The sequence below is a fragment of the Candidatus Pseudomonas phytovorans genome, from assembly GCA_029202525.1.
GTDB classification, from domain to species: Bacteria; Pseudomonadota; Gammaproteobacteria; order Pseudomonadales; family Pseudomonadaceae; genus Aquipseudomonas; species Aquipseudomonas phytovorans.
Genome location: CP119325.1, coordinates 1,909,289 through 1,923,096, shown reverse-complemented (window position 1 = coordinate 1,923,096; position 13,808 = coordinate 1,909,289). Strand labels below are relative to the sequence as shown.

Below are 13,808 nucleotides of genomic sequence, written 5' to 3'. Positions count from 1 at the left end.
TCGATTTCCCCCGCCTTCCCGCCAATCCGCTGGCTTGAGGCATCGTGCCCAGGATGAACTATCTTTAACCCTGCCAGGCCGCTGCAAGCGCCTGAGCCCGGAGTAACATTGGATACGTTTTCCTAAGGGACTTTCACTTGGCCGTACCTTCCCCCTACCTCGCGCTCTATGCCCGAGGCAATCCATGACTGCACACAACCCCGAACCTCCGGTGCCATTGGCTTCGGCGCTACCTGGTGCCGTGCAGCGTCTGCCTTTGCTCGAACGCCTGAGCCGCTACCGCCAGCCCATCGGCCTGGCGGTGACCCTGGTGTTGTTCACCATGGCCTTGATTGCCTGCCGCCACCTGCTGAGCGAGCTGGACATCTATGCCTTGCACGATGCCATGCTCAGCGTGCCGGCCCAGTCGGTGCTGGGCGCTTTGCTGGCGACTGTGATCGGTTTCGTGATCCTGCTGGGTTACGAGTGGTCGGCCAGCCGCTATGCCGGCGTGAAACTGCCGGCACGTAGCCTGGTGCTGGGTGGTTTCAGCGCTTTTGCCATCGGCAACGCCATCGGCCTGTCGATGCTTTCGGGCGGCTCGGTACGCTACCGCCTGTATGCACGTCAGGGGCTGGGTGCTGGTGAAGTGGCACGGATGACAGTGTTTGCCAGCCTGTCGCTGGGCTGCGCGCTGCCGCCCCTGGCCGCCTTGGCAACCTTGAGCGATCTGCCGGCAGCCTCGACCGCACTGGGGTTGGCACCTGGCCTGCTGGCAGGTATTGCCGCCGCCGTGCTGGTGGCATCCGCCCTGCTGGTGTTCGGCTTGTACCGTCGGCGCCTGGCCGAACAGCCGCTGGCCAACAACCTGCTGGTGCAACTGGGCCGCCGCACACTGCGCCTGCCGGGCGCGCGGCTGGCCGCCCTGCAATTGCTGATTACCGCGCTGGATGTGGCAGCAGCCGCCACCGTGCTGTACCTGCTGCTGCCCGAAGCACCACCCTTCGGCGCCTTTGTGCTGGTTTACCTGCTGGCCCTGGCCGCAGGCGTGCTCAGCCACGTGCCGGGCGGCGTCGGTGTGTTCGAAGCCATCCTGCTGGCGGCCTTTGCCGACCAGCTCGGTGCCGCGCCGCTGGCAGCCGCCCTGCTGCTGTACCGGCTGATCTACGTGGTGCTGCCACTGCTGCTGGCCTGCGTGTTGCTGCTGGCCAATGAAGCCCGGCGCCTGCTGTTCGCACAGCAGGCCATCAAGGCCGCCTCCGGGATGGCCGCACCAGTGCTGTCGATACTGGTATTCCTGTCTGGGGTGGTGCTGCTGTTTTCGGGTGTAACCCCCGAGATCGACACGCGTCTGGAGCACATGGGTTTTCTGGTGCCGCACCGGTTGATCGACGCCTCGCACTTTGGCGCCAGCCTGATCGGCGTGCTGTGCCTGCTGCTGGCCCAGGGCCTGCGCCGACGCCTGTCCGCCGCCTGGCTGCTGACCACCGTGCTGTTGCTGGTGGGCGCCGTGCTGTCGCTACTCAAGGGCTTTGACTGGGAAGAGGCTTGCCTGCTGACGTCCACTGCCGCCCTGCTGGCGCTGTTCCGTCGCTCGTTCTACCGCCCCAGCCGCCTGCTGGAGCTGCCGTTTTCGCCGGTATTCCTGGTGGCAAGCGCCTGCACAGTCGGCGCATCGGTGTGGCTGCTGCTGTTCGCCTACCAGGATGTGCCCTACAGCCATCAGTTGTGGTGGCAGTTCACCCTCGATGCCGATGCCCCACGCGGCCTGCGCGCCGCCATGGGCAGCGCCTTGCTGCTGGCTGCCTTGGCGCTGACCTGGTTGCTGCGCACCGCGCCGCCGGTTATCCACCTGCCCGACGAGGCAGAACTGCAGCGCGCCAACCGTATTCTGCTGGCTTCCGACCAGCCTGACGGCGGCCTGGCCCTGACCGGCGACAAGGCGCTGCTGTTCCACCCGCGCGACAATGCCTTCCTTATGTACGCCCGTCGCGGCCGCAGCCTGGTGGCCCTGTACGACCCGATCGGCCCGGCCCAGGAGCGCGCCGAAATGATCTGGCAGTTCCGTGACCTGTGCGACCTGCACCACGCCCGACCGGTGTTCTACCAGGTGCGCGCCGAAAACCTGCCGTTCTATATGGACATTGGCCTGACCGCACTCAAGCTGGGCGAAGAAGCCCGTGTCGACTTGCGCCGTTTCGACCTCGAAGCCAAGGGCAAGGAAATGAAAGACCTGCGCTACACCTGGAACCGCGGTGGCCGCGACGGCCTTAGCCTGGAAATCCACGAACCCGGCCACGCACCGCTGGCAGAGCTGAAGGAAATTTCCGATGCCTGGCTAGGGGTCAAGAACGTGCGCGAGAAAGGATTCTCGCTGGGGCGCTTCAGCCCGGAATACCTGCAGCACTTCCGCATTGCCCTGATTCGCTTCCAGGGCCGGCCAGTGGCCTTTGCCAACCTGCTGGAAACCCACAGCAACGAACTGGCCAGCCTCGACCTGATGCGTGCGCACCCCGAAGCGCCGAAGCTGACCATGGAGTTCATGATGATCGGTTTGATCCTGCACTACAAAGGCCATGACTATTCGCGCTTCAGCCTGGGCATGGTGCCGCTTTCCGGCCTTCAGCCGCGGCGTGGCGCGCCCTTGACCCAGCGCCTGGGCTCGATGGTGTTCCGCCGTGGCGAACAGCTTTACAACTTCCAGGGGCTTCGACGCTTCAAGGACAAATTCCAACCGGATTGGGAACCCCGCTACATGGCCGTGCCGGCCGGGCTCGACCCGCTGGTGGCTCTGGCCGATACTGCCGCCCTGATTGCAGGCGGCCTGACTGGATTGGTGAAACGTTGATGACCCGACGCTTTTGGCTGTACCTGCTGGTTCCCCTGTTGCTGGCCGCCCTGGGGGGTGCGCTGGCGTTCTGGCTGTGGACGCGCCCGGCCCCCGAGGCGCACCTGGAGCAATTGAGCATTAATGACACCAGCATTACCCGGGTTACCCCTGGCGTGCACCCCAAGGTCCGGGTAGCCATCGGCGTGCCTCAGGACCAGGCGCTGACCGACAAGCAACTGCTGGACCTTGCCCAGGCCGGCGAGGCGCAGCTGGTGCAGGTGATTCTGCCGCCCAATGACTGCAGCAAGCAGCAACAGGCCATGGACCAAGCCCTGACCCAGCTGGCGGAAAAGCCGACTCTGGTCGCTGGTATCGGTCCGGGTGCGGCCCAGGCCTGGCGCTGGCTGGCTAGCCAAAACGACGACAAGGCTCGGGCAATTTCCGTGGACTTCACCGTCGAGCAACTTGGCTGCCAGGCGCCGCTGCCAAAATCGGCTGCCCACGGCCACTGGAACGTCGCCTGGAACGACAACCCGGATGACGCCAGCGCCGCCTTCGTGCGTGACCAGGCGAACGCTGAAACCAGCATCAGCGACTACGACATCCACCTGCCACAAGTGCTCAAGGCGCAATTGACACAGGCCCTGGTCGGCCACGACGGCAATGCCCTGGCCATCCCGGTGGTAGAGGTACCCGCTGGGCAAACCACCGACACGATTACCTTGTTTCTCTCCGGTGATGGCGGCTGGCGCGACCTGGACCGCGATGTCGCCGGGGAAATGGCCAAGCTGGGCTATCCGGTGGTGGGCATCGACACGCTGCGCTACTACTGGCAACACAAAACCCCGGAGCAAAGCGCTGCAGACCTGTCCGAGCTGATGCAGCATTACCGGCAGAAGTGGGGCACCAAACGCTTTGTGCTCGCAGGTTACTCCTTCGGTGCCGACGTACTGCCGGCGATCTATAACCGCCTGCCTGCCGAGGACCAGCAGCGCATCGACGCGGTGATGCTGCTGGCCTTTGCCCGCAGCGGCAGCTTTGAGATCGAAGTCGAAGGCTGGCTGGGCAAGGAAGGCCAGGAAGCGCCAACCGGGCCGGAAATGGCCAAGCTGCCAGCGTCCAAGGTGGTGTGCGTGTATGGCATCGAGGAAACCGATGAAAGCGGTTGCACGGAGCAGACTGCCGTGGGCGAACGCCTGAAGCTGCCTGGGGGCCACCACTTTGATGAGAACTACCCGGCGCTGGCCAAGCGCTTGATCGGCGAGATCGAGACGCGCCAAGGCAAGTCGAGCGTAGCCGAACAGAACTGATAGCCCATGAGGCCCATTCGCGGGTAAACCCGCTCCCACAGGTACAACACGGACTTCAAGCCCTGCGCAGTCCCTGTGGGAGCGGGTTCACCCGCGAATGGGCTGCACCGCAGCCCCTTGAAATCAGATCTCGACCTGGGTTCCCAGCTCGATTACCCGGTTCAGCGGCAGGTTGAAGAAGCGCAGGTTGCCGTTGGCATTCTTCAGCAAGAACGCGAACAGGTTACCCCGCCAGCGCGACATCCCTTCCAGCCGTGAAGCGATCACCGTCTCACGGCTGAGGAAGTAGGTGGTACGCATCGGGGTGAAATCCAGATCGTCCAGGTGGCACAGCTTCAATGCCGCCGGCACGTCCGGCTCGTCCATGAAGCCAAAGTGCAACAGCACGCGGAAGAACCCGTCGCCATAAGCCTCCACCTCGAAGCGCTCCTGCTCCGGCACCCGCGGCCGGTCTTCGCTGACCACGGTCAGCAACACCACCTGGTTGTGCAGCACCTGGTTATGCAGCATGTTGTGCAACAGCGCGTGGGGCACGGCATCGGACCGGGCAGTGAGGAACACCGCCGTGCCTTCGACCCGGTGCGGCGGCTGTATGCGGATACTGCTGATGAACAGCGGTAACGGCAGCGCACCTTCGTCGATGCGTTCGACCAGGATCTGCTTGCCGCGCTTCCAGGTGCTCATCAGCAGGAACAGCACGCCACCTGCCAACACCGGGAAGGCACCGCCCTGGACGATTTTCGGCACGTTGGCGGCGAAGAACAGTCCATCGACAAACAGGAAGCCCACCAGGATCGGCACGGCCAGCACCGGTGGCCACTTCCACAGCAGCAGCATCACCGCCGACACCAGAATGGTGGTCATCAGCATGGTGCCGGTCACCGCCACGCCGTAGGCCGCAGCCAGTGCGCCGGACGACTCGAAGCCGATCACCAGCAGCACCACGCCCACCATCAGCGTCCAGTTCACCGCACCAATATAGATCTGCCCCTGCTCGTCGCTGGAGGTGTGCTGGATCTGCATACGCGGAATGTAGCCCAGCTGGATGGCCTGACGGGTCAGGGAGAAGGCCCCGGAAATGACCGCCTGCGAGGCGATCACCGTGGCCATTGTCGCCAACCCGACCAACGGCAGCAGCGCCCAGCTCGGCGCCAGCAGGTAGAAGGGATTGCGTGCCGCCTCCGGGTTTTGCAGCAACAGTGCACCCTGGCCAAAATAGTTGAGCACCAACGCAGGCAGCACCAGGATGAACCAGGCCCGGGCGATCGGCTTGCGGCCAAAATGCCCCATGTCAGCGTACAGGGCCTCGGCGCCGGTCAGCGCCAGCACCACGGCGCCGAGGATGGCCACGCCCATGCCCGGGTGAACCACGAAGAAGTTGACCGCCCAGCCCGGGTTGAAGGCCTTGAGCACTTCCGGGCTCTGCGAGATGCCGTGCACGCCCAATGCGCCCAGCACCACGAACCAGGTGACCATGATCGGGCCGAACAGCTTGCCGATTTTCTCGGTCCCGTGCTTTTGCACCAGGAACAGCGCCACCAGCACCACCAGCGAAATCGGCACCACCCAGTGGTCAATACCGTCAAACGCCAGGCCCATGCCTTCCACGGCCGACAGCACCGATACCGCCGGGGTGATCATACTGTCGCCGTAGAACAGCGAAGCGCCGATCAAGCCGCAGATCACCATCAACGTACGCAACAGTGGGTAGGCGGCCGTGGCTCGCCGCGCCAGCGCGGTCAGCGCCATGGTGCCGCCCTCGCCCTGGTTGTCGGCGCGCAGGATGAACATCACGTACTTGAACGACACCACCCACAACAGCGACCACAGGATCAGCGACAGGATTCCCAACACGCCATCATGGTTGACCGGCACCCCGTAACCGCCGGTGAAGACTTCCTTGAGGGTATACAGCGGGCTGGTGCCGATATCGCCATAAACCACCCCGACCGCCGCCACGAGCAGGCCCACCGACCGCGCCGCCCCCTGCTTCCCCGCGTGCCCGCCCTCGGCGTGACTGCTTGCCTGAACCATCGACCACTCCCGCAGACGGCCATCTCGGCCTTTAGTATTCACTCGCGCACCAGGCCTCCAAAGGCACCTTCACGCAACGGCGCGAAGCATAGCGCAGCGTTCGTCGTATTTCTGCTGGTCAAGCGACCTTGCGCTCGCTAGAATTGCGCACTTTTTGATCAGAGGCGCTAAAAAGCGCCCGTCAAGATCGCCCGCGATTCCGGCCGGGCGACCTGCATTCAATACCGAGGTTAGTCATGTCCACCACGCCCGCCACCCCCAAGGTAGGTTTCGTAAGCCTGGGTTGCCCAAAAGCCCTGGTCGATTCCGAGCGCATCCTTACTCAGTTGCGCATGGAAGGCTATGAAGTCGTGCCCACCTACGAGGACGCCGACGTGGTGGTGGTCAACACCTGCGGCTTCATCGACAGTGCCAAGGCCGAGTCGCTGGAAGTGATCGGCGAAGCGATCAAGGAAAACGGCAAGGTCATCGTCACCGGCTGCATGGGTGTCGAGGAAGGCAGTATCCGCGATGTGCACCCAAGCGTGCTGTCGGTGACCGGCCCACAGCAGTACGAGCAGGTGGTCAACGCCGTGCACGAAGTCGTGCCGCCACGCCAGGACCACAACCCGCTGATCGACCTGGTGCCGCCACAGGGCGTCAAGTTGACCCCGCGCCACTACGCCTACCTGAAGATTTCCGAGGGCTGCAACCACAGCTGCAGCTTCTGCATCATCCCGTCGATGCGTGGCAAGCTGGTCAGCCGCCCGGTGGGTGAAGTGCTGAGCGAGGCCGAGCGCCTGGTCAAGGCTGGCGTAAAGGAAATCCTGGTGATTTCCCAGGACACCAGCGCCTACGGCGTCGACGTCAAGTACAAGACCGACTTCTGGAACGGCCGCCCGGTCAAGACCCGCATGCTGGAGCTGTGTGAGGCCCTGAGCAGCCTGGGCGCCTGGGTCCGCCTGCACTATGTGTACCCATACCCGAACGTCGACGACGTGATCCCGCTGATGGCCGCCGGCAAGATCCTGCCGTACCTGGACATCCCGTTCCAGCACGCCAGCCCGAAAGTGCTCAAGTCGATGAAGCGCCCGGCCTTCGAAGACCGTACCCTGGCGCGCATCAAGAACTGGCGCGAGCAGTGCCCTGAGCTGGTGATCCGCTCCACCTTCATCGTCGGCTTCCCGGGCGAGACCGAGGAAGACTTCCAGTACCTGCTGGACTGGCTGACCGAGGCCCAACTGGACCGCGTGGGCTGCTTCCAGTACTCGCCGGTAGAAGGGGCCCCGGCCAACGACCTGGGCCTGGAAGACGTGCCGGACGACGTCAAGCAAGCGCGCTGGGACCGCTTCATGGCTCACCAGCAGGCCATCAGCACTGCCCGCCTGCAACTGCGCATCGGCAAGGAAATCGAAGTGCTGATCGATGAAGTGGAAGAGCAAGGCTCGGTAGGCCGCAGCTTCTTCGATGCCCCGGAAATCGACGGCAGCGTGTTCATCGATGGCGACCATGGCTTCAAGCCAGGCGACAAAGTACGTTGCCGTGTAGTGGATGCCGACGAATACGACATGTGGGCTGAGCCTGTGTAAAGCGGTTTAAGCCTGAAAAGCCCCTGCCCCGGCACTCCCCACAGGGAATGACCGGCGCAGGGGCTTTTTTCGTCAGAACGTGTGAAACAGCATCAACCCGCCTTCGGCATCCGGGCTGGCATCGGAAAAGCCTTTGACCGCGTAGAGCTGTACTTTCCATTGCTGGTTGAGCTTGTGGGTGAGGAACAGGGTCAGCTCCTGGATCTGCGAGCCGGTCGAGACCACTTTCTGCCGCCAATCGTAGGAAGCGCCTGCCGATGTGCCGACCGCCACCGGTATGGCGAAACCGAGGCTGGCGAAGATCGGGTCGTCGAAGTTGCTGTCGGGCGGGTCGCCAAACTTTTTCCAGCCCAATGTGGCGAAGCCGGTGACCGGGCCAAAGCCTTTGGTGATGTCGACCTGGGCGGTGTAGTCGTACTCGCCGGTGCCCAGGCACTGGTCTTCATCAGCGGTGGGGAATTTGACCTTGCCGATCAGGTCGAGCATAAGGCCGCCGTCACTGCCATCGAGCAACGCATAGCCGGCGCTGGCAACCGTATCGCCCAGCCCGCTTTCCACATCATGGCAACCACCAGGCAAGGGGTCACCATTGGGGCCTACTTCAGGGTTGGTAATGCGCAACCAGGGCACGGTGACCTTGTAGGTCATGGGGCCGGTCTCATATTTGCCGACCACCGGGATGTACCAGATCTCCGACGTGGTACCGGTGCCGTAGTCGCCACTTGAATAGTCCATACCCGTAGCGATGCTGAAGCTATCGGCCAAGGCGCAAACACTGGTACATGACAGCACGCAGGCGATAAGAGGAAGCGCGGGTCTCGTCGGCATCTCAGTACCCGTTGGGCAAGTTGGGTAGGAATTACCCCAGCCTAGTTGGCTAACGCCCCGATCGCTCCGGATGCTCCACTTTTTCCGGGGTCTCTACCTTTTCCGGCTTTTCGACCTTCTCGATTTTCTCGACCTTTTCTACCTTTTCAGGCAGTTCTATCTTCTCCACCTTTTCGACTTTTTCTACTTTCTCGACTTTCTCGACTTTCTCGACTTTCTCGACTTTCTCGACTTTCTCGACTTTCTCTACCTTCTCGACTTTCTCTACCTTCTCGACTTTCTCTACCTTCTCGACTTTCTCTACCTTCTCGATCTTTTCAGGTTTCTCGACCTTTTCTGCCTTCTCGACTTTCTCCGGTTTTTCGACTTTCTCTATTTTTTCAACCTTTTCGACCTTCTCGGCTTTTTCCACCTTTTCGACTTCGACCTTTTCTACCCGCTCAGAGCGGCCGCTGTTGCTGTTCTCGGGCTGCTCCACGGTTTCGGCACGTTCGGACTTGCCCGACTTGTCCACGCTTTCGGAACTGCCGCGCCCACTCGAATCCTCAACGGCGCTCTGTCCATTGTGGTCGTCATTGCTTTCACTACGATCGCTGGTGGCATCGCTCGCGCCATGGCCGCTGCTACTGGAGCCATCGTTACTACCACTGTCATGCCCGCTGCCATGCCCCGAATGACCTCTGTCCGGATTGTCGGCACGGTCATCCTGGAACTCCACGCGGGTTGCCCGCAGTTCGTGGCTGCCGTTAAGCACCCCACTCACCCGAACGCGTTGATCAAGCGCCAATACCGCGGGCTGTCTGCCCACAATCACGGTGCCCTGCCCCAACGTCACATTGATGCCGCCGACCACCAGTTGCCGTGCCTGCACGCGCTGTACCAGCCCTTCGACCACCGCCTGCTGGACACGGCCAGCAAACGGCAGGCTCGGGTCTGGCCGGGTTTGTGCCACTTCCAGCTGGCGCCCGGTCCACTGGCCGCGCACCAGCACTTCCCGCATGGGGGCTACGCGGGTCCCCAATTGCAACCCCTGCAGGTTACCTGGGCGGTCGATTGCACCTATGGCACTCGCCTCTCTAAGGTCCGGCGCCCGTTCGATACGGGTTGCCACCACCTCGCCCTTGGCGTCGCGCAGGCCGCTGACCCGGACCGGTTCGCCAGCACGCAGCCCCTCAGCGACCCGCGCACCGGCTGCGAGCCGCACGGGCTGGCCCATCACCCGCAACGGGGCCGAAGCATTGGGGAGCGCTGTCAGCGGCCCTTCGTAGACGTTGAGAATCGAGATACGCCCTGCCTGAAGACCGCGCTGTGTGGCAATTGCCTCCACTGCAATAACCTGCCCGATTGCCAGGTGGGCACTGCTGGCGGGTGCACCGTTTTCACTTACTGGTACGTCTTTGCCGTAGTGGACTTCCATGCCATTGACGCAGATCGAAGCAAACCCGGTGATGGTGCCGACAATGCCGGTACCACCCGTACCGCCTGGGCGCAGGATCGGCGCGCCGGTACCGCCCACCCCGCCGTTACCGTGATCGAAGTAGGTGCCGTCCACACCCTCGGCCACCGCGCCGGTACCGCCGGTTCCGCCGGGGCGTTGCGGAAGGGGCGCACCCGTGCCGCCGACGCCACCATTTTCACGGCGTACACCGGTACCGCCCGTGCCCCCCGGCATCTGCAGGGCTGCGGCACCGGCCATGCCCACTTCGTCGCGGCTGACACAAACCGGGGCTGCGACTACCTCGGCAGGCGCCACCAGGTTCAACCCCAAGACCAGGGCAAAGGCAACCACACTGAGGCAGCGCTTGAGGGGGGTCATGGTCCTGGCGTCTTGGATATATCGGGATCGGTAGCTTCAGTGTAGAAATAAAGCCCGACAGTGATGCGTTGACGTTGCTCGATGCTGGGTTCATCAACGCTTTCCAGATCTGCTGCGAGCCGGCTGAAGGCAAGCAGCGCCTGCATGCCGTCTTTGGCAACCACGTCACGCAATTGCTCGACGCTGGCCGGGCTCAGGGCATCGTAGTGCGTGCTGCGTTCAAAGAACGGCAGGCCTTCGCCGCTGAGGTTGTGCACCGCAGCGCAGGCATGGTCATGCAGGTTGTGGCCGAAATATGCGGCTTTTTCATCGAAGCCTTGCTGCGGCACGAATGCCTGGGCTTCCAGGTGCACGCAATCCTGTTCATCAAGCCGGACGATGCCAAGGCGTAACCACTCATCCAGCACCACCCGGCCACGGATATCGGTGCTGACCGTGGCCACCAGGGCATCGAATGAGCACTCGCCACCCACACTCGCCAAACGCGGCAATGCCAGTGCCTGGCCAGGTGCCGAGCAGAACGGCGGGCGGGTGGTCCATGCAGTCACCAACTGTGCGCCCAGGGTGATGTTCGCCGGCAAGGCCTCGAGTGCCGTGCCACCTTCGCTGCGCAGCCGCCGGACATCCTTGCGGTGCACACCGGTAAGCAGGCTGACGCGGCTGTCGGTGGGCGCGGTGCCATCCAGGCGAAACTCGCGATGGGCTACGTCGACGAACACCTCCTTCAGAAGATCGGCGAACACCGTGTAGGTCACCCCCTTGCGCAACATCAAGCGCACCAGCGGGCGCATGACGCGCCGCAGTGCGCTTAACATCGAAGGGGGTAAGGTTGGGCTGATCAACGCCTGTCAGCTCCTGCTGTTGTCATCACCCGGTTCGCCACCCACATGGTTGCCGTGATCGTCACCAGGTTCACCACCAACGTGATTGCCGTGATCATCGCCAGGCTCGCCGCCGACATGATTACCATGATCATCCCCGGGCTCACCGCCAACATGGTTGCCATGATCGTCACCGGGCTCACCGCCAACGTGATTGCCGTGATCGTCACCGGGCTCACCACCCACGTGATTGCCATGATCATCACCCGCTTCAGCATGGTTGCCGCTGCGTCCGGAGTTTGAGTCACCGGCTTGGCCCTGGCCGGAGTTGCCATGGCCGCTGCCACTGTTGCCGGCATGGCCGCCGCCTTCTCCTCCACTGCCGTGGCCGCCACCGCCGCCACTACCACCACCGCTTCCACCGCTTCCACCGCCACCGCCGCTTCCGCCGCCACCACCGTGGCCACCACCGCCACCGCCGCTTCCGCCACCACCACCGTGGCCACCACCGCCACCACCGTGGCCGCCACCGCCACCGCCACCGCCATCTTTGGCGTAGGCGCTGGAGCCATGAGAAACCGAGTCAGGGATCAGAACAATCGACGTCGACAGCACGCCAGCTACAGCAACCGCTAGTAAAGCCTTCTTGAACAGCAGGTGGATTTGCATAGTCCGTCTCCAGATCGTCGCCACGAGAACGCCAAATCAGTCAGGAATCTTGTTTTCGGTTGTTCTTTTCTTTATGTGGGATTTTTTCCCACGCTTAATTAATAGACCCCTGCCCCCCTCGGTTCAAGCGCAGCGCGCACAAGCCGACCGGTGGTTGGCCTGCTATGTTTTCCTTATCGCCATGGAGGACCACCGGCATGCAATCGCTACTGACGCTGCAAACCCCGCACTTGCGCGACTACGGCGAGCTGGTACAGGTCTGGGAGGACTCGGTACGCGCTACTCACGATTTTTTGCCAGACGGCTACATCGTTTTACTGCGGGAACAGGTGCTGCGCCGCTATCTCGACGCGGTGATGCTGATCTGCTGCAAGGACCGGCAACGCATCTGTGGCTTCGCCGGGGTCGCCAACGGGCGCGTGGACATGCTGTTTGTTGCACCTGACTACTTTGGCAAAGGGGTGGGCAAGCGCCTGCTGCGCTATGCAATCGACGAACTGAATGCCGAGCGCCTGGACGTCAACGAGCAAAACCCTCAGGCCTTGGGCTTCTATCTGCATGAAGGCTTCGAGGTCACTGGCCGATCGGAAACCGACGGGCTGGGCCAGCCCTACCCCCTTCTGCACATGCGCCTGAGCAAAACGGCGTAAATGACACAGATTCCCAGCCCCTCTGCCACTCAGGCAGGTACAATGCTGGCCTTTCCCTGCCTTTGCGAATTGCCGTCATGTCCGAACCCGTCCGCCTGTCCAAACGCCTTATCGAGCAACTTGGCTGCTCTCGCCGCGATGCCGAGCTCTATATCGAAGGTGGCTGGGTCACGGTCGATGGCGTGGTGGTCGAGCAGCCGCAGTTCAAGGTCGAAGACCAGCGCGTCGAACTGCTCCCGGGTGCCCGCGTCGAAGCACTGGAGCCGGTAACCCTGCTGCTCAACCAAGCGGCCGGCGTGGACAGCGAAACTGCCCGCGCCAGCATGAACATGGGCAACCTCAGTGAAGCGCACAGCGAAGGCGTACGTGCCCTGCACGGGCATTTTACCCGCCAGGCCTGCGTGGCACCGCTGGAACGCGGCGCCAGCGGCCTGCAGGTATTCACCCAGGACTGGCGGGTGGCCCGCAAGATAGAGGCCGATCTGCGTAAACTGGAGCAGGAGTTCATTGTCGAAGTGCGCGGCGAGACCACACCTCAGGCGCTGGAACGCCTGGCGCGCGGCGCCACACGCAACGACCGCGAGTTGCCCAAGGCCAAGGCCAGCTGGCAGAACGAGACCCACCTGCGCATGGTCGTGAAAAACCCCCAGCCCGGGCAGATCGGCGAACTGTGCGCCTACCTGCGCCTGGAACTGGTCAGCATGCGCCGCATTCGCCTGGGTGGCGTGTCGATGGGCAAGCTGCCCCTGGGCCAATGGCGCTACGTGGCGACCACCGAACGTTTCTAAGCAATACGCCACGCACCCGCGTGGCACCTGAACAGGATTCTGCAGCAATGAACCACAATGACGTCCTGCGCAGCCTGCGCTACATGCTCAAGGTGAACGACGCCAAGATGGCCGAGATCATCGGGCTTTCCGGCCTCGAAGTGCAGCCACTGGTATTGGCCACCTACCTGAAGAAGGAAGAAGAGGAAGGCTTTGTACGTTGCCCTGATCGGGTAATGGCACATTTCCTCGATGGCCTGGTGATCCACCGCCGCGGCAAGGACGACAGCCGCCCGCCGCAGCCGGTCGAACTGCCCGTGACCAACAACCTCATCCTCAAAAAGCTGCGGGTGGCCTTCGAACTCAAGGAAGACGACCTGCATGTGATCCTCAAGTCGGTCAACTTCCCGGTCAGCAAGCCTGAACTCAGCGCGTTGTTCCGCAAGGCCGGCCACGAAAACTACCGCCCATGCGGCGACCAGTTGCTGCGCAACTTCCTCAAAGGCCTGACCCAGCGCGTGCGCGGCTGAGTGGCC

General features: G+C 62.9%; 11 protein-coding genes. 6 read left to right on the top strand and 5 right to left on the bottom strand.

Annotated features, from left to right (window positions below):
• Window positions 1-184: 184 nt before the first annotated feature.
• Both mprF and P0Y58_08535 read left to right on the top strand, forming a co-directional pair.
• Window positions 185-2,827 carry a bifunctional lysylphosphatidylglycerol flippase/synthetase MprF gene (gene mprF / locus P0Y58_08540; protein WEK32230.1) on the top strand — a complete coding sequence of 881 codons (2,643 nt, stop codon included), beginning with the start codon at window positions 185-187 and terminating at the stop codon, window positions 2,825-2,827.
• Entirely contained in the window at window positions 2,827-4,119 is a 1,293-nt protein-coding gene (locus P0Y58_08535) for a virulence factor family protein (protein ID WEK32229.1), read from the top strand. The genes mprF and P0Y58_08535 overlap by 1 nt, the downstream gene beginning before the upstream one ends.
• Window positions 4,120-4,242: 123 nt before the next feature.
• Here the strand turns inward: P0Y58_08535 and P0Y58_08530 are convergent, their stop codons facing one another.
• The gene (locus tag P0Y58_08530; protein ID WEK32228.1) at window positions 4,243-6,153 is read right to left on the bottom strand and encodes a potassium transporter Kup; all 1,911 of its coding nucleotides are present in this window, start codon (window positions 6,151-6,153) and stop codon (window positions 4,243-4,245) included.
• A gap of 236 nt (window positions 6,154-6,389) precedes the next feature.
• On the opposite strand from P0Y58_08530, the gene rimO reads away from it, so the two are divergent.
• Window positions 6,390-7,721, top strand: coding sequence for a 30S ribosomal protein S12 methylthiotransferase RimO (rimO, locus tag P0Y58_08525; GenBank protein ID WEK32227.1), 1,332 nt, complete (start codon window positions 6,390-6,392; stop codon window positions 7,719-7,721).
• Between the two features lie 72 nt (window positions 7,722-7,793).
• Here rimO and P0Y58_08520 read toward each other — a convergent pair whose 3' ends face one another.
• From P0Y58_08520 to P0Y58_08505, 4 genes are all read right to left on the bottom strand, one after another.
• A complete protein-coding gene (locus P0Y58_08520; GenBank protein ID WEK32226.1) occupies window positions 7,794-8,456 on the bottom strand; it encodes a hypothetical protein in 663 nt (220 codons plus the stop codon).
• 142 nt (window positions 8,457-8,598) lie between these two features.
• Window positions 8,599-10,365 carry a DUF5666 domain-containing protein gene (locus P0Y58_08515; GenBank protein WEK32225.1) on the bottom strand — a complete coding sequence of 589 codons (1,767 nt, stop codon included), beginning with the start codon at window positions 10,363-10,365 and terminating at the stop codon, window positions 8,599-8,601.
• Window positions 10,362-11,156 carry a DUF6502 family protein gene (locus P0Y58_08510; protein ID WEK32224.1) on the bottom strand — a complete coding sequence of 265 codons (795 nt, stop codon included), beginning with the start codon at window positions 11,154-11,156 and terminating at the stop codon, window positions 10,362-10,364. Before P0Y58_08510 ends, P0Y58_08515 begins: the two co-directional genes overlap by 4 nt.
• Before the next feature lie 57 nt (window positions 11,157-11,213).
• Window positions 11,214-11,843 carry a hypothetical protein gene (locus P0Y58_08505; protein WEK33294.1) on the bottom strand — a complete coding sequence of 210 codons (630 nt, stop codon included), beginning with the start codon at window positions 11,841-11,843 and terminating at the stop codon, window positions 11,214-11,216.
• Window positions 11,844-12,052: 209 nt separating this feature from the next.
• Here P0Y58_08505 and P0Y58_08500 point away from each other — a divergent pair, with 209 nt between their 5' ends.
• The 3 genes from P0Y58_08500 to P0Y58_08490 all read left to right on the top strand — a co-directional run bounded on the left by P0Y58_08500 (window position 12,053) and on the right by P0Y58_08490 (window position 13,802).
• Window positions 12,053-12,505, top strand: coding sequence for a GNAT family N-acetyltransferase (locus tag P0Y58_08500; protein WEK32223.1), 453 nt, complete (start codon window positions 12,053-12,055; stop codon window positions 12,503-12,505).
• A gap of 77 nt (window positions 12,506-12,582) precedes the next feature.
• Window positions 12,583-13,293: an rRNA pseudouridine synthase gene (locus P0Y58_08495; protein WEK32222.1), complete on the top strand. Its 711-nt coding sequence runs from the start codon at window positions 12,583-12,585 to the stop codon at window positions 13,291-13,293.
• 47 nt (window positions 13,294-13,340) lie between these two features.
• Window positions 13,341-13,802: a DUF1456 family protein gene (locus P0Y58_08490; GenBank protein WEK32221.1), complete on the top strand. Its 462-nt coding sequence runs from the start codon at window positions 13,341-13,343 to the stop codon at window positions 13,800-13,802.
• The last annotated feature ends 6 nt before the right edge of the window (window positions 13,803-13,808 follow it).